Origin of the sequence: Pseudomonas sp. PSKL.D1, assembly GCF_028898945.1 — a bacterium.
In the GTDB taxonomy this organism is placed as follows: domain Bacteria; phylum Pseudomonadota; class Gammaproteobacteria; order Pseudomonadales; family Pseudomonadaceae; genus Aquipseudomonas.
The window spans coordinates 5365441-5387334 of sequence record NZ_CP118607.1 but is presented as its reverse complement, the minus strand read 5'-3'; the positions used below and the strand labels follow the sequence as shown (position 1 = coordinate 5387334).

The 21894-nt window shown below is 61.3% G+C and carries 19 protein-coding genes; 7 read left to right on the top strand and 12 right to left on the bottom strand.

The window, feature by feature from the left end; genetic code table 11:
* The first annotated feature begins 33 nt into the window (after positions 1-33).
* Positions 34-390, top strand: coding sequence for a dihydroneopterin aldolase (folB, locus tag PVV54_RS24235; RefSeq protein ID WP_274907616.1), 357 nt, complete (start codon positions 34-36; stop codon positions 388-390).
* The gene (gene folK, locus PVV54_RS24230; RefSeq protein WP_274907615.1) at positions 381-890 is read left to right on the top strand and encodes a 2-amino-4-hydroxy-6-hydroxymethyldihydropteridine diphosphokinase; all 510 of its coding nucleotides are present in this window, start codon (positions 381-383) and stop codon (positions 888-890) included. Before folB ends, folK begins: the two co-directional genes overlap by 10 nt.
* 92 nt (positions 891-982) lie before the next feature.
* Here the strand turns inward: folK and PVV54_RS24225 are convergent, their stop codons facing one another.
* The 11 genes from PVV54_RS24225 to PVV54_RS24175 form a co-directional block, all read right to left on the bottom strand.
* The gene (locus PVV54_RS24225) at positions 983-2080 is read right to left on the bottom strand and encodes a multifunctional CCA addition/repair protein (protein WP_274907614.1); all 1098 of its coding nucleotides are present in this window, start codon (positions 2078-2080) and stop codon (positions 983-985) included.
* A gap of 60 nt (positions 2081-2140) precedes the next feature.
* On the bottom strand, positions 2141-3709 hold the full coding sequence (locus PVV54_RS24220; protein ID WP_274907613.1) for a SpoVR family protein: 1569 nt from the start codon (positions 3707-3709) through the stop codon (positions 2141-2143).
* A complete protein-coding gene (locus PVV54_RS24215) occupies positions 3706-4977 on the bottom strand; it encodes a YeaH/YhbH family protein (protein ID WP_274907612.1) in 1272 nt (423 codons plus the stop codon). The genes PVV54_RS24220 and PVV54_RS24215 overlap by 4 nt, the downstream gene beginning before the upstream one ends.
* 119 nt (positions 4978-5096) lie before the next feature.
* Complete coding sequence (locus PVV54_RS24210; protein WP_274907611.1) at positions 5097-7019, bottom strand: PrkA family serine protein kinase; 1923 nt, start codon at positions 7017-7019, stop codon at positions 5097-5099.
* A 284-nt stretch (positions 7020-7303) separates the two neighbouring features.
* Complete coding sequence (glpE, locus tag PVV54_RS24205; RefSeq protein ID WP_274907610.1) at positions 7304-7633, bottom strand: thiosulfate sulfurtransferase GlpE; 330 nt, start codon at positions 7631-7633, stop codon at positions 7304-7306.
* Positions 7634-7647: 14 nt separating this feature from the next.
* Positions 7648-8514, bottom strand: a complete 867-nt coding sequence (locus PVV54_RS24200; protein WP_274907609.1) for a symmetrical bis(5'-nucleosyl)-tetraphosphatase — start codon at positions 8512-8514, stop codon at positions 7648-7650.
* A complete protein-coding gene (apaG, locus tag PVV54_RS24195) occupies positions 8514-8894 on the bottom strand; it encodes a Co2+/Mg2+ efflux protein ApaG (RefSeq protein ID WP_274907608.1) in 381 nt (126 codons plus the stop codon). The genes PVV54_RS24200 and apaG overlap by 1 nt, the downstream gene beginning before the upstream one ends.
* Positions 8895-9065: 171 nt before the next feature.
* Entirely contained in the window at positions 9066-9866 is an 801-nt protein-coding gene (rsmA, locus tag PVV54_RS24190) for a 16S rRNA (adenine(1518)-N(6)/adenine(1519)-N(6))-dimethyltransferase RsmA (protein WP_274907607.1), read from the bottom strand.
* On the bottom strand, positions 9863-10852 hold the full coding sequence (gene pdxA / locus PVV54_RS24185) for a 4-hydroxythreonine-4-phosphate dehydrogenase PdxA (RefSeq protein WP_274907606.1): 990 nt from the start codon (positions 10850-10852) through the stop codon (positions 9863-9865). Before pdxA ends, rsmA begins: the two co-directional genes overlap by 4 nt.
* Positions 10849-12174, bottom strand: coding sequence for a peptidylprolyl isomerase SurA (gene surA, locus PVV54_RS24180; protein WP_274907605.1), 1326 nt, complete (start codon positions 12172-12174; stop codon positions 10849-10851). The genes pdxA and surA overlap by 4 nt, the downstream gene beginning before the upstream one ends.
* Positions 12149-14953, bottom strand: coding sequence for an LPS-assembly protein LptD (locus PVV54_RS24175; protein WP_274907604.1), 2805 nt, complete (start codon positions 14951-14953; stop codon positions 12149-12151). Before PVV54_RS24175 ends, surA begins: the two co-directional genes overlap by 26 nt.
* A 130-nt stretch (positions 14954-15083) precedes the next feature.
* Here PVV54_RS24175 and PVV54_RS24170 point away from each other — a divergent pair, with 130 nt between their 5' ends.
* Genes PVV54_RS24170 through PVV54_RS24160 form a run of 3 tightly spaced genes read left to right on the top strand, consistent with a single transcriptional unit; the run spans position 15084 to position 17525 of the window.
* On the top strand, positions 15084-16091 hold the full coding sequence (locus PVV54_RS24170; protein ID WP_274907603.1) for an aminoglycoside phosphotransferase family protein: 1008 nt from the start codon (positions 15084-15086) through the stop codon (positions 16089-16091).
* A complete protein-coding gene (gene murU / locus PVV54_RS24165) occupies positions 16088-16759 on the top strand; it encodes an N-acetylmuramate alpha-1-phosphate uridylyltransferase MurU (protein WP_274907602.1) in 672 nt (223 codons plus the stop codon). Before PVV54_RS24170 ends, murU begins: the two co-directional genes overlap by 4 nt.
* Before the next feature lies 1 nt (position 16760).
* The gene (locus PVV54_RS24160) at positions 16761-17525 is read left to right on the top strand and encodes a TerB family tellurite resistance protein (protein WP_274907601.1); all 765 of its coding nucleotides are present in this window, start codon (positions 16761-16763) and stop codon (positions 17523-17525) included.
* Between the two features lie 19 nt (positions 17526-17544).
* On the opposite strand, the gene PVV54_RS24155 is transcribed toward PVV54_RS24160, so the two are convergent.
* Positions 17545-18543: an alpha/beta hydrolase family protein gene (locus PVV54_RS24155; RefSeq protein WP_274907600.1), complete on the bottom strand. Its 999-nt coding sequence runs from the start codon at positions 18541-18543 to the stop codon at positions 17545-17547.
* Between the two features lie 95 nt (positions 18544-18638).
* Between PVV54_RS24155 and PVV54_RS24150 the strand changes: the two genes are divergently transcribed.
* Both PVV54_RS24150 and PVV54_RS24145 read left to right on the top strand, forming a co-directional pair.
* A complete protein-coding gene (locus PVV54_RS24150) occupies positions 18639-21023 on the top strand; it encodes a PAS domain-containing sensor histidine kinase (RefSeq protein WP_274907599.1) in 2385 nt (794 codons plus the stop codon).
* A 7-nt stretch (positions 21024-21030) separates the two neighbouring features.
* Entirely contained in the window at positions 21031-21663 is a 633-nt protein-coding gene (locus tag PVV54_RS24145) for a response regulator (RefSeq protein ID WP_274910493.1), read from the top strand.
* Positions 21664-21894 lie beyond the last annotated feature (231 nt).

Genomic DNA, 21894 nt, shown 5'->3' with positions numbered 1-21894 from the left:
CAGTCGCCCTTGTCGTGCTGTGGAGAGAAGTGCTTGGACAGAGTGTTCATCGAAGGCCTGGAAGTCGATACCGTCATCGGTGCCTATGACTGGGAACGGGATATTCGCCAGTGCCTGCGCCTGGACCTGAGTTTTGCCTGGGACAACCGCCCGGCGGCGGCCGACGACGACCTGAGCAAGGCGCTGTGCTATGCCACGATTTCCGCACGGATCCAGGCATTTGCCGAGCAGGCGCGGTTCGAACTGGTGGAAACCTTTGCCGAACGCCTGGTTGCGACGCTCATGCAGGAGTTCAACATTCCTTGGGTGCGGTTGAAGCTGACCAAGCCGGGCGCAGTGCCAGCGGCGCGGGGCGGTGTTGGCGTGGAGATCGAGCGCGGATGTCTCTGAGCACGGTTTACCTGGGGCTGGGCAGTAACATCGAGCGCCACAAGCACTTGTGTGCGGGGCTCGATGCCTTGGCGGCCATCCTCACGGATATGCGGTGCTCGCCGGCATTCGAGAGCCAGGCCGTGGGGATCAGGAGCGGGCCATTCATCAATTTCGTGGTCAGCGGCAAGACTGATCTGCCATTGATGGAGCTGGACCGCCGGCTCAAGTTCATCGAGGCTGACAACGGGCGTTACGCACCAGATCGCAAGGGCTTGCCGCTGGATATCGACGTGCTGATGTATGACGACTTGCTCGGCACGTTCAATGGGCTGGTGCTGCCAAGGGCTGAGATTCTGAAGAATGCGTTCGTGCTGTGGCCGCTGTCGCTGTTGGCGCCTGAGCTTGTGCACCCGGGGGCGGGGAAGAGCATGGCGCAATTGTGGCAGGAGGCAAGCATCGATCAGGTGCTGGCACCCGTGGCGTTTGAGTGGCGGGGGTTGCAATTCACCCCGGAGTGAACCTGTGGCGGCCTGATCGCGGCTAAAGCCGCTCCTACAAGAGCTATGCCATCCCTGTAGGAGCGGCTTCAGCCGCGATGAGGCCGCAAGCCTCAGCCATTTTTGTAAGCCTTGAGCGCTTCTAGCCGCTTCTCTCTAAGTGCCGCCCCCAACCCTTGGCCAGTAAACCCAGCCTCCACCAGTGGCTTCACATCCACAGCGCGGACGATGGCTACCGCGCCGCGCAGATACTCGCCCTGTGGATAGCTTTGTCCCTGCGCCGCCATCTCGCACGCGGCAATGAATTCCTCAAAACGCTGCGGCCGCCGGTACACATCGAACTTTTGCAGCATCTCGAGCAAGCTTTCGGCATCCAGTTCCAGCGCTTTGTCACCTTTGTCGGCAAATTCGCCGACCAGTGACGCCAGTTCCTGGCATTCGCGAGGTGCTTTGAGCCGTTGGTTAAGCGCTTTGATCTGTGCCGGTTCCAACCCTCGCAGCAGGCATGCCCAGCGCACGTTCAAAGGCTGCTGGCGTTCGGCGGCACGTTGCAACGCAGCCAGGTTCTGCTCGTGAGCTGCAAGCTCTGGCATGAGGTCTGTCAGGGCGCCACATGCGCGCAACACCTGCACAAACACTTGCGGTTCGGCCTCCATCAATGCCCGCTCGATTTCCTTCCAGCTCCGCTCGGCGGTAAGCGCCTGCAACTCCCCTGAAGCGCTGATCTGGCGCATCAGCGCCAACGTTTCATCGGCAACCTTGAAACCCAATGGCGCATAACGTGCAGCAAAGCGGGCAACACGCAGTACTCGCAAGGGATCTTCAGCAAATGCCGGGGAAACGTGGCGCAAAATACGTGCGGTCAGGTCGCGCTGCCCGTGATAGGGGTCGTACACGTTGCCCTGCTCATCCTCGGCCATCGCATTGATGGTCAGGTCGCGGCGGATCAGGTCTTCTTCCAGTGTCACGCCCGGGCTGGCGTGGAAGGTGAACCCGCCATAACCGCGTCCGCTCTTGCGCTCGGTACGCGCCAGGGCGTACTCCTCACCTGTTTTGGGATGCAGGAAAACCGGGAAGTCAGCCCCCACCGGGCGAAAGCCCTTGGCGTGCATTTCCTCGACAGTGGCGCCAACCACCAGCCAGTCGATATCGCTGACCGGGCGCCCGAGCAGGCGGTCGCGCACCGCGCCGCCAACTTTGTAGATGTGCATATGCAGCCTCCATTACTGCCCACAGGATACCCTGTCGGCAGTAACGGCGGTGCTTTGCGGTTAGAGGTGGTGAATGACGGCCAGGTCCATGCGGCCGTAGTCGGCACTCTCGCCGTGTTCGCCGCGTGGTGGCATGTGGTGGGTCTTGATGATCTGGTCGCCCTGCACGGTTTCCAGATGGATATCAAAGCCCCAGAGACGGTGCAGGTGCTTGAGCACCTCCTCGGTGGAGTCGCCCAGCGGTTTGCGGTTGTGTTGCTGGTGGCGCAGCGTCAGGGAGCGGTCTCCCCGGCGGTCGACGCTCCAGATTTGCACGTTGGGTTCGCGGTTGCCGAGGTTGTATTGGGCAGCCAGTTGCTCGCGGATGATCCGATAGCCAGCTTCATCGTGGATGGCTGGTACCAGTAAATCGTCACGTTGGTCGTCGTCGAGGATGCTGAACAGCTTGAGGTCACGCATGACTTTAGGCGACAGGTACTGCAGGATGAAGCTCTCGTCCTTGAAGCTGCTCATGGCGAATTTGATGGTAGAAAGCCAGTCACTGCCGGCAATTTCAGGGAACCAGCGGCGATCTTCCTCGGTCGGGTTTTCGCACATGCGGCGGATGTCGGTGTACATGGCAAACCCTAAAGCATAGGGGTTGATGCCGCTGTAGTAGGGGCTGTCAAAGCCTGGCTGGAAGACCACGCTGGTGTGCGACTGCAAGAACTCCATCATGAAACCTTCGGTGATCAACCCCTCGTCATACAGGTCGTTCATCAGCGTGTAGTGCCAGAAGGTAGCCCAGCCCTCGTTCATCACTTGCGTCTGGCGTTGCGGGTAGAAGTACTGCGCTATCTTGCGCACGATGCGCACCACTTCGCGCTGCCAAGGTTCTAGCAGTGGCGCGTTTTTTTCGATGAAGTAAAGAATGTTTTCCTGAGGTTCGGCGGGGAAGCGCGCATCATCACGCTCGCCGCCTTTTTCCGCGCCTTTGGGGATGGTGCGCCACAGGTCGTTGATTTGCCGCTGCAGGTGCTCTTCGCGCTCCTTCTGGCGGCGCCGCTCTTCCTCGGCGGAGATCGGGTAGGGGCGTTTGTAACGGTCCACGCCATAGTTCATAAGGGCGTGGCAAGAGTCGATCAGGTCTTCTACTGCATCGATACCATGGCGTTCTTCGCATTGGGCGATGTACTGTTTGGCGAACACAAGGTAATCGATGATCGAACTGGCGTCGGTCCAGGTGCGGAACAGGTAGTTGCCCTTGAAGAAGCTGTTGTGGCCATAGCAGGCATGGGCGATCACCAGTGCCTGCATGCACATGGTGTTCTCTTCCATCAGGTAAGCAATGCACGGATCGGAGTTGATCACGATCTCGTAGGCCAGGCCCATCTGGCCGCGGCTGTAAGATTTTTCGGTACTGAGGAACTGCTTGCCGTAGGACCAGTGGTGATAACCCAAGGGCATGCCGACGGACGCGTAGGCGTCCATCATCTGCTCGGCGGTGATCACCTCGATCTGATTGGGGTAGGTGTCCAGAGCGTAACGTTCGGCCAGGCGGCTGATTTCCCGGTCGTAGGTCTGGATCAGCTCGAACGTCCACTCGGACCCGATGGAAATGGGTTGGCGTCTCTGTGCTCTGGCGGTCATGTGGCTAACCTGCGCTGGAAGAGTTCACGGAAGACCGGGTAGATATCGCCGGCCGAAACCAACTGCTGCTGGGCGAATGTGTCGGGGAAGGCTTCGCCGATCCGCTCGTACTCGTACCACAACGCCTGATGCTCACGCGGGGTGATCTCGACGTAAGTGTAGTACTGCACGTGGGGCATGATCTGCTTGGAGAGGATCTCGCGGCAGATGGGCGAGTCGTCGTTCCAGTTGTCACCATCCGAGGCCTGGGCCGCGTAGATGTTCCATTCGCTGGCCGAGTAGCGTTCGGCCATGATTTCCTGCATCAGCTTGAGCGCGCTGGATACGATGGTGCCGCCGGTTTCCCGGGAATAGAAGAATTCTTCCTCGTCCACCTCGCGGGCACTGGTGTGATGGCGAATGAACACCACTTCGATGCGGTCATAGTTCCGCTTCAGGAACAGGTACAGCAGGATGAAAAAGCGCTTGGCGATGTCCTTGGTGGCCTGAGTCATTGAGCCGGACACGTCCATCAGGCAGAACATCACGGCCTTGGAGCTGGGGTTGGGTTGTTTGATCAGCAGGTTGTACTTGAGGTCGAACGTGTCGAGGAAGGGCAGGCGGTTAATGCGCGCCTTCAGGCGTTCGATCTCTTGTTCTGTTTCTTGGATATCCGTGAAGTTGTCGGGCTCTTCGACTTTAAGCCGTGCGAGTTCTTTTTGCGCCTCTCGCAGCAGTGCCCGGCTGCTGCCGGTCAGCGCGATTCGCCGCGCATGTGCCGAACGCAGGGTGCGAACAATGTTGATGCGTGACGGGTTGCCTTCGTTGGCAACGCCTGCACGAACGGTTTTGAAGGTGTCTGTGCCGGTGAGGTGGCGTTTGACCAGGTTGGGCAGTTCCAAGTCTTCGAACATGAATTCGAGGAACTCTTCCTGGGTAATCTGGAAGACGAAATCGTCCATGCCCTCGCCGGAGTTGCCGGCCTTGCCGCGCCCACCGCCACCACCACCGCCCTGGGGCCTTGGGATGTGTTCGCCAGCAGTGAACTCCTTGTTGCCTGGGTGCACGATGGTCTGCTTGCCGCCACGGCCATGGTGCAGCACCGGTTCATCAATATCGCGACCGGGAATGCTGATTTGCTCGCCATGCTCCATGTCCATGATGGAGCGGCGGCTCACGGCTTCTTCGACGGCCTTCTTGATGTGCTCACGGTAACGCCGCAGGAAACGCTGGCGGTTAACCGTGCTCTTGTTCTTGCCGTTCAGGCGTCGGTCGATAACGTAGCTCATGGTCCCTCCGGTAGCTGGGAACAGCTGCACGCTTCAAGCTACGAGCTGCACGTAAAAGCAGCCGCCGACGCCTGGGGCTGACAGGCCAGCCCGAGGCGCACGGCGTGTAGCTTGCCGCTTTATTGCGATTTCCTGACCCGCAGGTACCATTCCGACAACAGGCGCACCTGTTTGTCGGTGTAGCCACGCTCCACCATCCGCGTGACGAAGTCGTTGTGTTTCTGTTGGTCCTCCTTGCTGGCCTTGGCGTTGAAGCTGATGACCGGCAGCAGGTCTTCGGTGTTGGAGAACATTTTCTTCTCGATCACCACCCGCAGCTTTTCATAACTCAGCCAGCTCGGGTTCTTGCCGTTGTTGTTGGCACGGGCACGCAGCACGAAGTTGACGATCTCGTTGCGGAAGTCTTTCGGGTTGCTGATGCCTGCCGGTTTTTCGATCTTCTCCAGCTCCTCGTTCAGGGCAATGCGGTTGAGGATTTCGCCGGTTTCGGGGTCGCGGTATTCCTGGTCCTGAATCCAGAAGTCGGCGTAAAGCACGTAGCGGTCGAAAATGTTCTGGCCGTACTCGCTGTAGGATTCGAGGTAGGCCGTCTGAATCTCTTTGCCGATGAACTCGATGTAGCGCGGCGCCAGGTATTCCTTCAGGTAGCGCAGGTAACGTTCGCGCACCTCGGCCGGGAACTGTTCCTGTTCGATTTGCTGCTCCAGCACATACAGCAGGTGTACCGGGTTGGCGGCCACTTCATGGGGGTCGAAGTTGAACACCTTGGAGAGAATTTTGAAGGCGAACCGTGTCGACAGGCCGTTCATCCCTTCATCGACGCCCGCAGAATCGCGGTACTCCTGGATCGACTTGGCTTTCGGGTCAGTGTCTTTGAGGTTTTCGCCGTCGTAAACACGCATTTTGGAGTAGATGTTGGAGTTTTCCGGCTCTTTCAAGCGCGAGAGCACGGTGAACTGGGCCAGCATCTTGAGCGTATCCGGCGCGCAGTGAGCCTTGGCCAGCGAGCTGTTGATCAACAGCTTGTCGTAGATCTTGATCTCGTCGCTGACGCGCAGGCAGTACGGCACCTTGACGATGTAGATCCGGTCAATGAACGCCTCGTTGTTCTTGTTGTTGCGGAAGGTGTGCCACTCCGATTCGTTGGAGTGCGCCAGCAGGATGCCGGAGTAGGGGATGGCGCCCAGGCCTTCGGTACTGTTGTAGTTGCCTTCCTGGGTGGCGGTCAGCAGTGGGTGCAGCACCTTGATTGGCGCCTTGAACATCTCCACGAATTCCATCAGGCCCTGGTTGGCCCGGCACAGCGCGCCCGAGTAGCTGTAGGCGTCGGCGTCGTTCTGCGGGAATTCTTCGAGTTTACGGATATCCACCTTGCCGACCAGGGCTGAAATGTCCTGGTTGTTCTCGTCCCCCGGCTCGGTCTTGGCGATGGCAACCTGGTTCAGGATCGAAGGGTAGAGTTTCACCACGCGGAACTTGCTGATGTCCCCGCCGAACTCCTGCAGGCGTTTGGTGGCCCACGGCGACATGATGGTGTTCAGGTAGCGCCGCGAGATGCCGTACTCTTCTTCAAGAATGGCGCCATCTTCGGTGGCGTTGAACAAGCCCAGCGGCGACTCGAATACCGGCGAGTCCTTGATCGCGTAGAAGGGCACCTTTTCCATCAGCTGCTTGAGTTTTTCGGCCAGCGACGACTTGCCGCCGCCCACCGGGCCCAGCAGATAGAGGATCTGTTTCTTCTCTTCCAGGCCTTGGGCGGCGTGGCGGAAGTAGGACACGATCTGGTCGATGCACTCTTCCATGCCATGGAAGTCGGCAAAGGCCGGATAGCGGCGTATGACTTTGTTGGAAAAAATTCGCGACAGCCTGGAGTTGGTAGAGGTGTCGATCAGCTCCGGCTCACCGATGGCCAGTAACAGCCGTTCTGCCGCCGATGCATAGGCACTGCGATCCTCTTTACACAGCTCGAGGTACTCCTGCAGCGAGAGTTCTTCCTGACGCGTGGACTCGAAGCGTTGTTGGAAGTGGCTAAAAATACTCATGACGTCACCTCGCTCGATACGTGGAGACGACGCCGGATCAGTCAGCTGATGCTGGCATGCAACCGGTTTTTGCCGGCTGCTGTATACCCCCCAGAACACCCTGTAACGCTACCGATGACCCGCACGCCGGTGTACCGGCTCTCCCCTTTTTTTGGATGGCCTGCGCTTAAGGATAGTTGGTAATCGGCAAGGTCAAGGGGAAGCGGCGCCAAAGATATGAACGACCGTTCGTCAGGTGAGGCGCGAGCCCGCTAAGAGCGCGGGCTGCAGTGAAAATGAAAAAATTATTCGGCAGTGCCTTGGGCGGTTTCGGCAGGGTAGGTGGCGCGCCACAGCTCGAAGCCGCCATCGACGCTGTAGACGTCCGAGAAGCCTTGGCCCACCAGGTAAGCAGCAGCGCTCTGGCTGGAGTTGCCGTGGTAGCAAACCACCAGCGTCGGGGCATCCAGGTCGGCATTACGGATGAAATCGGCAACCGAATGGTTGTCGAGGTGTTGGGCGCCAGTGATATGGCCAGCGGCGAAGGCCTGTGGGTCGCGAATGTCGACGACGACCGCACCTTGGGCGCGCAGGGCCAGGGCCTGCTCGGGGGGGATGCGCTTGAATTCGCTCATGGGTACGGCTTCCTTCAGGGGTGATCGTTGAGTTTAGTGGGTTGCGCCGGCACGCGCACGGTGCCGTCGTCGGCGCAGTCGCAGCGGTGGTATTCACCGCTGTCGACGTTGTACAGGGTCATGGCGCCACCCCATACGCAGCCGGTGTCCAGGGCGATGATGCCAGGCTCGTCGACGCGCCCTTCAAGGGCTGCCCAGTGCCCGAAGATGATCTTCACATGGCGTGAGCGGCGGTCCTTGTGGGCGAACCAGGGTTTGTAGCCTTTTGGCGCGGTGCCCAGGCCCTCCTTGCTCTTGAGGTCGAGTTTGCCTTCGGCGGTGCAAAAGCGCATGCGTGTGAGGTAGTTGGTGATCACGCGCAGGCGTTCGACGCCGCTGAGCTTCTTGCTCCACTTGTTGGGTTCGTTGCCGTACATGCCATCAAGGTAGAGCTTCAGGCGGCCGTCATCGCGCAATACTTCCTCGACTTCGCCTGCCAACTCCAGGGCGTTACCCAGGGTCCATTGCGGCGGAATACCGGCATGTACCAGGGCAATGCCGCGCGGCTCATCGTAATGCAGCAGTTTTTGATGGCGCAGCCAGTCGAACAATTGGTCAGCGTCGGGGGCATCGATGATTTCGCGCAGGGTGTCGCTTTTTTTCAGGCGTTCGACGTTGTGCCAGGCGGCCAGCAAGTGCAGGTCGTGGTTGCCCAGTACGCATACCAGTGACTGACGGATCGAATAGAGATAGCGCAGCGTTTCCAGCGACTCGGGGCCGCGGTTGACCAAGTCACCGACCAGCCACAGGCGATCGACTGCCGGGTTGAATTTAACGCGTTCCAGCAGGCATTTGAGCGGTTGCAGGCAGCCTTGCAGGTCACCAACGGCGTAGGTGGCCATCAGTGCAGGGCCCCCGGCACAGCAAGCCGGAAGGGGGCGATCTCGGCGTCGAAGCGCTTACCGTCTTCGGCAAACATCTGATAGCTGCCCTGCATGGTGCCTACACGGGTACTGATGACTGCGCCGCTGCTGTAGGTGTGGCTCTGGCCGGGTTCTATGGTCGGCTGCTGGCCGACGACGCCAGCGCCGCGCACCTCTTCAACCTCGCCGTCACCGTTGGTGATCAGCCAGTGGCGGGACATCAGCTTGGCCGTGACCGAGCCGTTGTTTTGCACAGTGATGGTGTAGGCGAAGGCGAAACGACTGCTTTCGGGGTCGGATTGGTCTTTCAGGTAGCGGGTCACGACGCTGACGTCGATCTGATAGCGGGGGTCGGACATGCGGGGGCCTTGAGCAAACATGCGAATACGGCAATGGATGCAGTCTAGGCCATTGGCTGGGCTGGAAGCCAGCTTGACGGGGAGGAGTGTCGCGTGTGGTGGCCTTTCGCGGATAAATCCGCTCCTACGAACGTGGCCGCGGTAGGAGCGGATTCATCCGCGATGGGGCCATCAGCCTTGCTGATCAGCCAACTGGTCAGCCAATCGAACAAACGCCGCCAGGTCCAGCTGCTCTGGCCGCAGGCTACCGTCAACGCCAGCAGCCTCAATGGCCTGGCTGTCGAGCAAGCCTTTCATGGTATTGCGCAGTGTCTTGCGGCGCTGATTGAACGCTTCACGTACCACTTGCTCCAGCAACCGCGCATCTTTGGCCGGGTGCGGCAGCACCTCGTGCGGTACCAGGCGCACAATGGCCGAGTCCACTTTCGGCGGCGGGTTGAACGCGCCTGGGCCAACGTTGAACAGGTGTTCGACCCGGCAGTGGTACTGCACCATGATCGACAGGCGGCCCCAGTCGCCGCCACCCGGGCCAGCCGCCATGCGCTCGACCACTTCCTTTTGCAGCATGAAGTGCATGTCGCGGATCAGGTTGGCGTGGCTGAGCAGGTGGAAAATCAGCGGGGTGGAAATGTTGTAGGGCAGGTTGCCAACCACCTTCAGGCTGCGCGGCGGAACGCCCAATTGGTTGAAGTCGAACTTCAGGGCGTCGCCCTGGTGCAGGCGGAAGTTGTCGCGGCCTGCAAACTTGTGTTGCAGGATCGGCACCAGGTCCTTGTCCAGCTCCACAACGTCCAGCTGCGCACCGCTGCCCAGCAGGCCTTCGGTCAGGGCGCCCTGGCCCGGGCCGATTTCCAGCAGGTGCTCGCCTGGCTTGGCGTGAATGGCGCGCAGGATGCGGTCGATGATGCCCGCGTCGTGCAGGAAGTTCTGGCCAAAGCGTTTGCGCGCCCGGTGTTGGTATTGCTCGTTCATGGTCGGGTCTCGGCCATCTGGTAGGCAGTTTCAAGGGCGACGCGCAGGCTGCCAGTGTCGACCTTGCCGGTGCCGGCAAGGTCCAGGGCGGTGCCGTGGTCAACCGAGGTGCGGATGATCGGCAGGCCCAATGTCACGTTGACCGCTGCGCCAAAGCCTTTGTATTTGAGTACGGGCAGGCCTTGGTCGTGGTACATCGCCAGCACTGCGTCGCAGTGCTCCAGATATTTGGGGGTAAACAGGGTATCGGCCGGCAGTGGGCCACGCAGGTCCATGCCTTCGGCGCGCAAGCGTTGCAGCGTCGGCTCGATGATGTCGATTTCTTCGCGGCCCAGATGGCCGCCTTCCCCGGCGTGCGGGTTGAGGCCGCAAACCAGGATGCGCGGGTTGGCGATGCCAAACTTGTCACGCATGTCGGCATGCAGAATGCGGGTGACCCGCTCCACACGTTCGGCAGTGATGGCGTCGGCGATGTCCCGCAATGGCAGGTGCGTGGTCACCAGGGCCACGCGCAGGCCACGGGTGGCCAGCATCATCACCACTTGTGCCGTTTGGGTCAGTTCAGCCAGGAACTCGGTATGGCCGGAGAAGGCGATGCCGCTTTCGTTGATCACGCCCTTGTGTACCGGGGCGGTGATCATGCCGGCAAAATGCCCGTCAAGGCAGCCTTGCCCGGCGCGGGTCAGGGTTTGTAGCACGAAGGCGGCATTGGCCTTGTTCAGCTCACCTGGCACCACCGGTGCGGCCAGCGGGGTATCCCAGACATACAGGCTACCGGCTGGGGCTGGTTGGTCGGGCCATTGCTCTGGCGTAACCGGCACGAGGCTGACAGCCAGCCCCAGCTGCGTGGCCCGCTCGGCGAGCAGGTCACGGCTGGTGATGGCGATCAGGGGGTGGGGCTGGGCGTCGGCGGCGAGCAGCAGGCACAGGTCGGGGCCTATGCCGGCTGGTTCGCCGGGGGTGACGGCGAAGCGCAGGGGCTTCACTGTGCGGCCTGGTCAGCGCCAGGCAGCTTGATTTCAACGTAGGCTTCGTCGCGGATCTGGCGCAGCCAGGTCTGCAGCTCTTCGTCGTACTTGCGGTTGCGCAGCACGTTCATGGCTTGTTGCTCGCGCGCTTGCTCGGTGCTGTCGGTGGCGCGACGGCCCAGCACTTCCAGCACATGCCAGCCGTACTGGGTCTTGAACGGCTTGGTCACCACACCTTGCTGGGCGTTGGCCATCTGCTCGCGGAACTCAGGCACCAGGCTGTTCGGGTCAACCCAGTTGAGGTCGCCGCCGTTGAGCGCGGAGCCCGGGTCTTCCGAGAAGCTCTTGGCCAGTTCGGCGAAGTCTTCACCGTTCTGGATGCGGTCGTAGAGGCGGTCAGCAAGCTGCTCGGTGGCGGCGTCGCTGCGAATTTCGCTTGGCTTGATCAGAATGTGGCGTACATGCACTTCGTCACGCAGCACGTTCTCGCTGCCGCCGCGCTTCTCTTCGAGCTTGATGATGATGAAGCCGCTAGGGATGCGCAGTGGCTGGGTGATGCTGCCGGTTTCCATGCTGCTGAGCAGTTTGGCGAACTCCGGCGGCAGCTGGGCGGCTTTACGCCAGCCCATCTCACCGCCTTCCAGGGCGTTTTCGCTGGCCGAGTTGGCAATCGCCATCTGGCCGAAGTCGGCGCCGCTGCGCAGCTGTTGGTACACATCGCCAACCTTGCGTGCAGCCTTCTGGATATCGTCCGAGTTGGCGGCTTCCGGGGTCGGGATCAGGATGTTGGCCAGGCGGTACTCTTCCGACATCTGCATCTTGCCCATGTCCGAGGCCAGGAAGTTCTTCACTTCCTGCTCGGACACCTGGATGCGCTCGGCCACGCGGCGCTGGCGTACGCGGCTGATGATCATCTCGCGCTTGACCTGCTCGCGGGCGTCATCGAACGACAGGCCGTCGTGGGCCAGTGCCGCACGGAACTGCTCCAGCGACATGCCATTGCGCTGGGCAATGGTGCCGATGGCCTGGTTCAGCTCTTCGTCGGTGATACGGATGCCGGAACGCTCGCCGATCTGCAATTGCAGGTTCTCGACGATCAGGCGCTCGAGCACCTGTTGTTCCAGGGCGCCGGTTGGCGGCACGCCGCCACCACGTTTGGCGATGGTTTGCTGTACCTCGTGGACGCGCTGGTCCAGTTGGCTTTGCATGACCACGTCGTTGTCGACGATGGCCACCACACGGTCCAGAGGTTGTACCGCGGCATGCACCGCGCCACTCAGCAATGCAGCACCCAGCAACACTGGGCGCAGACGATCAATAAGCTTGGTCTTCACGTTCACGGTAACCTTGAATGCCTTGGTCGAGGAAAGATTCGACCTTGTTGCCGACTACACCACCGAGACCTTTAAGCACGATCTGCAGGAAGATGCCATGGTCGCCTTTTTCGTTCTGTGGCGTGGCCTGGCTGAAGTCGTCGTAATCGATCCAGTAACGGTTGATCAGGCGCAGCTTCCAGCAGCAGTTGTCATACTCGAAACCGCCCATGGCTTCCAGGGTGCGGTTGCGGTTGTAGTCATGCTGCCAGCGTGCGATGACGCTCCATTGCGGCACGATCGGCCAGATGACCGAGAAGTCGTGCTGCTGGATCTTGTAGTAATCCTTGATGTAGTTCGGGTCGCCCGGCGTGCCATAGTCGCCGCCGCCCACCTTCCAGGTACCGGTGGTGGAGTCGAAGGCGATGGTGTCGTTGCGGTAGCGATAACCGAGGTTGACCACCTTGTTCGGGTTGTCTTCCGGCTGGTAGTGGAACATCGCGCTGCCCGAGCGGGTGCTGCGGCTGTCCGGGTCCCAGTTGAAGTCCGAATTGAAGCGCCAGTCGCGGTTGAAGTAGTAGTTGTACACCAAGGCGTATGGCGATACGTCGGATTGCGCGTCATCGCGTTCGCGGTAGTCGATACCCGGCAGCTGGACTTTGCGGTCCTTGAAGTAGTAGGCCTGACCGATGCTGAAGTTCTGGCGTTCGAAGCCGTTGTCTTCGATGTAGCGGGTGGTCACGCCCAGCGACAGCTTGTTCTCGTCGCCGATGCGATCGGTGCCGCTGAAGCGGTTGTCGCGGAACAGCGAGTCGAAGTTGAACAGGGTTTCGCTGGTGTCGAACAGCGGGATGTCCTTCTGGTCCTCATACGGCACGTAGAGGTAGAACAGGCGCGGTTCGAGGGTCTGGCGGTAGTTGGTGCCGAACAGCGAGGTATTGCGGTCGAAGTACAGGCCGCTGTCGACACTGAAAATAGGTACGTCGCGATTGATGGAGCTGTTATAGCTGCCGTATCCGGCTTGCGACGATTGCGCCAAGGCTTGTTGCTTGCCTTGACTGTCAAGGTCCAGGTCGTAGCTGGTGTACATGTACTTCAGCTTCGGCGTGACATAACCGTAGCTGGCCTGCATTGGCAAGCTGATTGCCGGGGCAAAGTTCAGGCGGTTGCCGTTGGCGCGAGCAATGCCGCTTATGTTCTGGTCAAGCCGGCGGCCATCCGCACCTGCGGTGGTGTCCAGCTCGCCATCCTCGTTGAATACCGTGCCGTCTTTCAGGTCCCGATCAAAGCGCACGGCTTCGGTCTGGTAGCTGAAGTCGAAACCACCCGGGTGGTACGGCAGCATGCCATCCAGCGTGAGCTGAGGCAGCTTGTTGTACGGGGTGATCTGCGACAGGGTCGCCATCTCGTACGCTTGCGCATTCAGGCGGGCGGTGTAGCTGTCGCCACGCCAGGTCAGGGCACCCTGCTGGTTGACCACGTCATGGCTCTTGACGCCAATCTGGTCTGTTTCCAGGTCCTGGAAGTAGAACGGGTCGCTGATGTCGGTGTAATCAACCTCGGTCATCAGGCGCTCGTCCAGGCCACCTTTGTGCTGCCAGTTGATCATCCAGCGCTGCTTTTCGTAGTCAGTCTGGTCTTTGCGGTCGTCGTTCTTGTCGTTCAGGTACGCGCCGCCGAACTGCCCTTCGCTGGACTTGGTCAGGTAGCGGAATTCGCCTTCCATCAGCAGGCCGCGCTTGGTCATGTAGCGCGGGTACAACGTGGCGTCATAGTTGGGCGCCAGGTTGAAGTAGTACGGCGTGACCAGCATGAAGCCGGTGTCGCTGGTGCTGCTGAACGACGGCGGCAGGAAGCCGGACTGGCGACGGTCGTCGATCGGGAAGTAGATGTACGGTGTGTAAAACACCGGGATATCCTTGACCCGCAGGGTGACGTTGGTCGCTGTACCAAAGCCGGTGGCCGGGTTCAGGGTGATGTTGTTGCCCTTCAGCTGCCAGGCGTTGCTGCCCGGTTCGCAGGTGGTGTACGTACCGTCCTTGAGGCGGATGATGGCGTTTTCACCACGCTTGGCGTACAGGGCATTGCCGCGAATGTGCGACTTGTGCATCACATATTCAGCGTTGTCGACCTGGGCTTCACCGGTGTCGAGCTGAATTTGCGCCTCGTCACCGACCACCAGCGAGCCATTGTCGCGGATCTTGACGTTGCCTTTGAGCTCGCCACGGTTCTCGGCCTGATACAGGTTGGCCTCGTCGGCCTCCACCTGCATGCTGCCCTGGCGCATGACCACGTCGCCAGCCAGGGTAGCGATCTGCTGCTCCTGCTGGTACTTGGAGACCTTGGCGTTGATGTAGGTCGGCGACTCGTCCTTCGGCGTGGTGTCGGCCATGCCCGGGCGGGTAGGTTCGACGTACGCGCCGCCGCAGTACGGGCCGGTTTCGGCCAGTTGGGCTGCAGTGAGCTTTTCGCGTGGGACCCAGTCCAGGTGGCTGTAGTCTTCGCTGCGCGACTTCAGGCCACGGCCCTTGCTCTCGGTAACGAGCATGGGCTTGTCAGCGCTCTCGGCTTCGGCCGCAGGGGCTTCGGAACCGGACGTGAGCGCGGCGCCGTCGTGCACAGGGCGAGGCGGCAGGTTGTTGGCTGGGGTTTTGGGCTTGCAGTCCCAACCACCGGAGGCGGACACTTGGCAGTCGAACTGCTCGGCTGCCACCACGTACGATGTGGCCAATGGTTGCAGGGCCAGCAGACCGCCGGTTACCAGCAACGGAAACTTTCTACGAAACGCGGGGGATTTCAATGCCATCTTATTAGTCCGGGCTTCCTGCGTGCCATCTGCCCGCGTGTGGGGCCGCACGCCTCTCGATGGTCTGAAAAAGATGCTGGATAATAAAGCATGACCCGCTTGACGGCTAGGGCCGTCGGAGACCCTTGTAATGCCTGAACATGATGTACGCCTGCAACAACTGACTGTCTGGCTCAAAGAGCAGCTCACTGAACTTTTCAATATCAATGCCGCTGACGGCAGCCTGACCGCCGCCAGCAGCGACGCCAGCTTCCGCCGCTACTTTCGTTGGGAGGGCGCCGGGCACACATTCGTGATCATGGATGCGCCACCGCCCCAGGAAAACTGCCGACCGTTCGTCGCCATTGATCATTTGTTGGCCAGCGCGGGCGTGCACGTACCGCAAATCCACGCCCAGGACCTTGAGCGCGGCTTCCTGCTGCTGGGCGACCTGGGGCGCCAGACCTACCTGGACATCATCAACGCCGATAACGCCGATGCCCTGTTCGACGACGCCATCGAGGCCTTGCTGAAGTTCCAGCGCCTGCCGATGGACGCGCCATTGCCAAGCTATGACGATGCTCTGCTGCGCCGTGAAGTGGAGCTGTTCCCCGAGTGGTACGTTGGCCGTGAACTGGGCCTGGCCTTCAGCGATACCCAAAAGGCGACCTGGCAGCGCGTCAGCCAATTGCTGATCGACAGCGCGCTGGCGCAACCCAAAGTGCTGGTTCATCGCGACTATATGCCGCGCAATTTGATGGAAAGCGAACCCAACCCCGGGGTGCTGGATTTCCAGGATGCAGTATACGGCCCGGTCACCTATGACATCACCTGCCTGTTCAAGGATGCATTCCTGAGCTGGCCACAAGCGCGGGTTGAAGGTTGGCTCAATAGCTATTGGGAGAAGGCGCAGGCTGCCGGTATTCCGGTGCAACCTTCGTTCGAAGCGTTCCAGCGTGCCAGCGACCTGATGGGTGTGCAACGCCACCTGAAGGTGATCGGCATCTTCGCGCGCATCTGCCATCGTGATGGCAAACCCCGTTACCTCACAGACGTACCGCGTTTCTTCGCCTATATAGATGAAGTGATCAGCCGTCGTCCTGAGTTGGTCGAGTTGGGTGAGCTGATTGCCGAACTCAAGGCCGGAGCCCGTGCATGAAAGCAATGATCCTGGCGGCAGGGAAGGGCGAGCGCATGCGCCCGCTGACCTTGCACACGCCCAAGCCGCTGGTGCCGGTCGCCGGCCAGCCGCTGATCGAGTACCACCTGCGCGCCTTGGCCGCTGCGGGCGTTACCGACGTGGTGATCAACCACGCTTGGTTGGGCGAGCAGATCGAGGCGCATCTGGGCGATGGCAGCCGGTTCGGCCTGAGCATTCGCTACTCGCCGGAAGGCGAACCGCTGGAAACGGGAGGTGGCATCTTCAAGGCGCTGCCTATGCTGGGTGATGGGCCGTTCCTGCTGGTCAATGGCGATGTCTGGACTGACTACAACTTCAATCAACTGCGTAAGCCGCTGCAGGGGCTGGCGCATCTGGTGCTTGTGGATAACCCTGGCCATCACGGGCGCGGCGATTTCCGCCTGCAGGGCGCTCAGGTGGTAGATGGTGATGAGGCAGCTGGCACATTGACCTTCAGTGGCATTTCCGTGCTGCACCCGGCACTGTTTGAAGGCTGCAAGGCCGGCGCCTTCAAGCTGGCACCGCTTTTGCGCCAGGCCATGGCAGACGGCAAGGTGAGCGGCGAGCACTATCACGGGCGCTGGGTCGATGTCGGCACCCTTGAGCGGCTTGCCGAAGTTGAACGTTTGATTGGCGAGCGCCCCTGACATGTGGTGGCCAGGCACGCTGATCGGCTTGGGTGCAGGTTTTGTTGTGGCCAGCATACCGGGTGCGCTGCTCGGTGGGCTGCTGGGCCAGGCCATGGACCGACGCTTGCGGGTGCGTGGCTGGGAGGACATGCGCGAACGGCTGGGCGGCCGCCCGGCGATGCGCGACGACGAGTTGCTGTTTGTGTTGCTTGGCCGCCTGGCAAAAAGCGACGGGCGGGTGGCGGAGCAACACATCCAGCAGGCCCGCCAGGAAATGGTCAGGCTGGACATGGCCGAGGCGGCACGGTTGCGGGCCATTGCCGCGTTCAATCGAGGCAAGGCGGGTAAAGACCGGCTCACCCGTCACCTGCATCGCATCCGTGAACAGCCCAATGCGGCTGAGGGGACTTTGCGTGCCTGCTGGCGCATGGCCTGGGCTGATGGCAAGGCAGGCCATCACGAAAGGGCGTTGCTGCTGGATTGGGGGCGCAAACTCGGCATGAGCGCGCGCCAGGTGCAGGCGATTTCGGGGGAGTATGAGCCGCGCAAGATGCCACCAAGCGGCGGGGCCATGACCTATGTGGCGGCAATGCGGCTGTTGGCGGTAGAGGCGGATACCGAGAGTGACCAGATCAAGCAGGCGTATCGTCGGCTGGTCAGCCGGCATCACCCAGACAAACTGGCGGGCAGCGGCGCTACTGAAGCACAGGTGCGCGAGGCAACCGAGCGAACCCGCGAGCTGCATCAAGCCTATGCGCTGATTCGCAAGCGTCGGGGGTTTTGAGGGCCCCCTTCGCGGGCAATCACTCCTGCGGACTCATCCACCCTCGCACGCGGCGGAACAACTGCTCCTGCTCTGCATCCTTGTTGCCCGCGATAGCCATCAGCGACAACTGTTTGTACTGGCTGTCCTTCAACCGCTTACTGGCCTGCAGGCGCTGTTGGGCAGCATTGCGGTCTGCTGCACGCGTCACGTAATAAAGGTCTGCGGTGGGCACCTTGAGCGTCGGGGCCAAGCTTTCCAGGTCATGCTCCACCCGCGCCGGCGTCTGCGCGGCGACCATCACCAGCTTCTGTACTTGGGGCGGCTGCTTTTCGCTCATGTACCGCGCTGCCCAGTAAGCACCGCTGCCATGGCCTATCAGCACGATGCTGCGGGAATTGTGCTGCTGGGCGTAGGCCACTGCAGCATCAAGGCGGGCAAAAATACGCTCGGCGTCGGCTTCATCTTTCTGCTCACTGGCTTGAACGGCGTCGGTGCTTTCTGCCGCATCGGCGTCGGCCGCGGTGGCTTGGGCGACGTTGGCATTGGCATCGGCCGGGGTATCTTTGGCCGGTGCGCTCTCGCCCTTTTCCTTGGCCGGCTCTTCAGCAGGTTTGGCGTCGACTCGCGCTTGTGGGCTGTCGGCCAGCAGGTCGGGCAGGCTCACACTCAGGCTGTGCCAGCCAACATCGGGGAACTTGCGCCGCAACGGGCCCACCGCGTTAGGCCAGTCTGCTGTTTCACCGGCCCCGGGTACGATCACCACCGCGCCTTGCGGGTCACTGTCGTTGGCCGGTTTCCACAGGGCCAGGAAGCTCTCGTTGCCGGCCTGCAGGGTTTGTTGCTCAGCCTTGGGCACCAGCCGTTCAAGGGCTTGGGCATCTTCCTGGCTGCGCTCCAGCAGGGGTGGGCGAGGTGCAGGAGCGGCAGGTGCCTCGGCAGCAGCCTCTGGTTTTTCGGCATCGGCGGCCTGGGTGCCAAGGGGGAGTAGCGAGGCCAGGCAGCACATTGCCAGCGTCGTGCGATAAAGTGTGGACATGAATCAATCCAAGGCCAGAATGATACCGGCAGCGTAATGGTATTTGCCCGTGACGGCCATGCTGCATGGCCGCCCTTGCCAAGACGAGCGTTTAGATGAAGCGATTGCGGCGCCTGTTGGTTATCGGCTGCTTGTGGTTCCCCTTGATGGCTGTGGCCAAGTCGGATGCCGCGCCTTCGGTCACCCTCGACCCGGCCCAGCAGCAGTGGCTGGACGCTCACCGCAGCTTGCGCGTCGGTTTGGTGCTGCAAGCGCCTTACGCCCAATTCGATCGCCGCTTGCAGCAACTGTATGGGGCTAACGTCGAGTTGGTGAACTGGCTGGGCCAGGCGCTCAAGCTTGACCTCACCTGGCGTAACTTCACCGACCAGGCCAGCCTTGAACATGCTTTGCAGGCGGGCGAAATCGACTTTGCGCCGGGGCTTACGCAAACCCCGGCCAGCTTGCGTTTGTGGTTGTTCAGCGACCCATACATGCGGGTGCCGCAACTGGTGGTGGGGCCGCGCACCGGCGCCATGGCAGTGGAGCTGGAAAAGCTCGACCGCGACTACCGCGTGGCGGTGCGCATGCCCAGCGTGCTGGCCGACTATCTGCGTGGCAATTACAGCAACCTTAACCTGCAGGGCGTGCCCAACGAGCGGGCAGCATTGCAGCTGGTGGTCGGCGGCCAGGCCAGTTACGCGGTGATCGACGAGGCTCAGCTCAGCCGCCTGTCTCGCGAAAGCGAGTTCGGTGAGTTGGCGGTGGTGGGTGATATCGGCTTGCCACAGTTGCTGCGGGTGGGGTCGAGGCGGGACTGGCCGGTGTTGGCCGATGTGCTGGAGCGTGGGCTTCAAGCCATGCCGGCCAAGGAGCTGGAGCAGATGCACCAGCGTTGGCTGCAGCCCAAGTACCCACGCCTGAGCGAGTCCCCGGGTTTCTGGCAGAACCTGGCCTTGCTGTTCGGCCTGTTGCTGCTGTGTGCATTGGCCACTTTGGTGTGGCAGCGCCGTCAGCAACGGCAACTGGAGCGCAGCTTTCTGGCCACCCGGGAAAACCTGGCCCAGCGTCAATCCCGCGAAGAAGCATTGCGCCTGAGCCAATTCGCCATCGACCAGAGCACCGTGGGCATTCTGTGGGTGAACTGGGATAGCCACGTGCGCTATGCCAACCATGCTGCGGAGCGCATGCTTGGCTACGCCGATGCTGAACTGCTCGAGCGCCCACTGATCGACTTCGAGCCGAACCTGAGCATGGATCGCTGGCTGCAAATCTGGAAAGCGGCGCGGGCCGGGGAGGGCGTGCGCCAGTTCGAAACGCAATGCTTGTGCGCCGACGGCACGCTGTTGCCAGTGGAGTTGTCGCTGAGTTTTTTACGTTTTCGGGATGCCGAGTATCTGGTGGTCTACATCGCCGATGTCACAGAGCGCCATCGCGCCCTGGCCGCATTGCGCGAGAGTGAGGCGCGCCTCAAGGGCATTGCGGGCAATGTGCCGGGGCTGGTGTTTCGCCTTGAACCCGCGCCGGCTGAAGGCGCGCTGGAGTTTCCTTACATCAGTGAAGGCAGCGAGGCGTTGGTCGGTTACACCCCGGCACAAATCCAGCACCCGCAAATGGGGCTGCGCAACCTCGTGCACCCGGACGACCGGGCGGACTATCACCAAGTGCAAGACCTGGCCATTGCCCACGATCAGGACTGGTCCTGGCAAGGTCGCATCCTGACGCGAGACGGCGGCGAGCGCTGGGCCGACATCAAGGCCAGTGCAAGGCTGCTGGCCAATGGCCGAGTGGCTTGGGACGGTGTGGTCTGGGACATCACCCAAGGCAAACGGGCGGAGTTGGCGTTGGCCAACTCCCAGGAGCAGCTACGGGAACTGTCCGCCCACCTGGAGAGCGTGCGCGAAGAGGAAAAAGCCCGCATTGCCCGGGAAGTACATGATGAGCTCGGGCAAATGCTGACCGTGCTCAAGCTTGAAGTGTCGATGTGCGAGCTGGCCTTCGCCGAACTGGACCCGGGGCTGAATGAGCGGCTGACCAGCATGAAACGCCTGATTGCCCAGCTGTTCCAGTTGGTGCGCGACGTAGCCACAGCCTTGCGCCCGCCGATTCTCGATGCTGGCATTGCCTCGGCCATCGAGTGGCAGGCGCGGCGTTTTGAGGCGCGTACGCAAATCCCTTGCCTGGTGCAGGTGCCTGATAATCTGCCAGCATTGAGTGATGCCAAGGCCACCGGGCTGTTCCGCATTTTGCAGGAGGCGCTGACCAACGTGATGCGCCACGCCCAGGCGCACAGCGTGGAGATCGAACTGGTGCGCGAGGGCGGGCAACTGCGCATGACGGTCAGTGATGATGGCGTGGGGTTTTGCCGCGATCAGCCCAGGCCAACGTCGTTTGGCCTGGTGGGTGTGCGTGAAAGGGTACTGATGCTGGGCGGCAGCATGGCGTTGAACAGTGAGCCGGGTGAGGGCACCAGCCTGAGCGTGGCCATTCCGTTGGAGTAGGAGAGCGATCGTGATTCGAGTGCTGGTGGCTGAAGACCACACCATTGTGCGTGAAGGCATCAAGCAGTTGATCGGCCTGGCCAAGGACATGCAAGTGGCGGGGGAGGCCGGTAACGGCGAGCAACTGCTCGACACCCTGCGCCACACACCGTGCGAAGTGGTGTTGCTGGATATCTCCATGCCCGGCGTGAACGGGCTGGAGGCGATCCCGCGCATTCGCGCACTGAACAACCCGCCTGCGATCCTGATGCTGTCGATGCACGATGAAGCACAGATGGCCGCCAGGGCACTCAAGGCTGGCGCGGCCGGCTATGCCACCAAGGACAGCGACCCGGCCTTGCTGCTCACGGCTATTCGCCGGGTCGCGGGCGGGGGGCGTTATATCGACCCGGCGCTGGCCGACCGCATGGTATTCGAAGTGGGGCTGACCGAAAGCCGACCGCTGCATACATTGCTGTCGGAGCGTGAGTTTTCGGTGTTCGAGCGCCTGGCCCAGGGCGCCAACGTCAACGACATCGCCCAGCAGCTGGCGCTGTCGAGCAAGACCATCAGTACCCACAAGGCCCGGCTGATGCAGAAGCTCAAGGTCAACTCGCTGGCGGAGCTGGTGAAGTACGCAATGGAGCACAAGCTGGTCTGAATGCGACATACACCCGGCAGTCATCGGTGCCTGTAGGAGCGGCCTTGCCGGGACGTCGGCCCTTTCCGACCGGTCCGGCGCCCCGGCAAGGCCGCTCCTACAGTGCGCAGTATGTGTTCTGGGAGCGTCATCCTTGTAGGGCATTCCCTACACGTAATCTTCCATCCGGATGAGGGCATTCTCTCAGCCCCCCCGATTTTCGGGCGCTTGCCGTTTATTTAGTCTTTTGCC

What these genes read in the sequence shown, in the direction of transcription:
- folK (WP_274907615.1), top strand. Translation starts at nt 381, where the DNA reads ATGTCTCTGAGCACGGTTTACCTGGGGCTGGGCAGTAACATCGAGCGC.
- PVV54_RS24225 (WP_274907614.1), bottom strand. Translation starts at nt 2,080, where the DNA reads ATGCACATCTACAAAGTTGGCGGCGCGGTGCGCGACCGCCTGCTCGGG.
- PVV54_RS24220 (WP_274907613.1), bottom strand. Translation starts at nt 3,709, where the DNA reads ATGACCGCCAGAGCACAGAGACGCCAACCCATTTCCATCGGGTCCGAG.
- PVV54_RS24215 (WP_274907612.1), bottom strand. Translation starts at nt 4,977, where the DNA reads ATGAGCTACGTTATCGACCGACGCCTGAACGGCAAGAACAAGAGCACG.
- PVV54_RS24210 (WP_274907611.1), bottom strand. Translation starts at nt 7,019, where the DNA reads ATGAGTATTTTTAGCCACTTCCAACAACGCTTCGAGTCCACGCGTCAG.
- glpE (WP_274907610.1), bottom strand. Translation starts at nt 7,633, where the DNA reads ATGAGCGAATTCAAGCGCATCCCCCCCGAGCAGGCCCTGGCCCTGCGC.
- PVV54_RS24200 (WP_274907609.1), bottom strand. Translation starts at nt 8,514, where the DNA reads ATGGCCACCTACGCCGTTGGTGACCTGCAAGGCTGCCTGCAACCGCTC.
- apaG (WP_274907608.1), bottom strand. Translation starts at nt 8,894, where the DNA reads ATGTCCGACCCCCGCTATCAGATCGACGTCAGCGTCGTGACCCGCTAC.
- rsmA (WP_274907607.1), bottom strand. Translation starts at nt 9,866, where the DNA reads ATGAACGAGCAATACCAACACCGGGCGCGCAAACGCTTTGGCCAGAAC.
- PVV54_RS24175 (WP_274907604.1), bottom strand. Translation starts at nt 14,953, where the DNA reads ATGGCATTGAAATCCCCCGCGTTTCGTAGAAAGTTTCCGTTGCTGGTA.
- PVV54_RS24170 (WP_274907603.1), top strand. Translation starts at nt 15,084, where the DNA reads ATGCCTGAACATGATGTACGCCTGCAACAACTGACTGTCTGGCTCAAA.
- murU (WP_274907602.1), top strand. Translation starts at nt 16,088, where the DNA reads ATGAAAGCAATGATCCTGGCGGCAGGGAAGGGCGAGCGCATGCGCCCG.
- PVV54_RS24160 (WP_274907601.1), top strand. Translation starts at nt 16,761, where the DNA reads ATGTGGTGGCCAGGCACGCTGATCGGCTTGGGTGCAGGTTTTGTTGTG.
- PVV54_RS24155 (WP_274907600.1), bottom strand. Translation starts at nt 18,543, where the DNA reads ATGTCCACACTTTATCGCACGACGCTGGCAATGTGCTGCCTGGCCTCG.
- PVV54_RS24150 (WP_274907599.1), top strand. Translation starts at nt 18,639, where the DNA reads ATGAAGCGATTGCGGCGCCTGTTGGTTATCGGCTGCTTGTGGTTCCCC.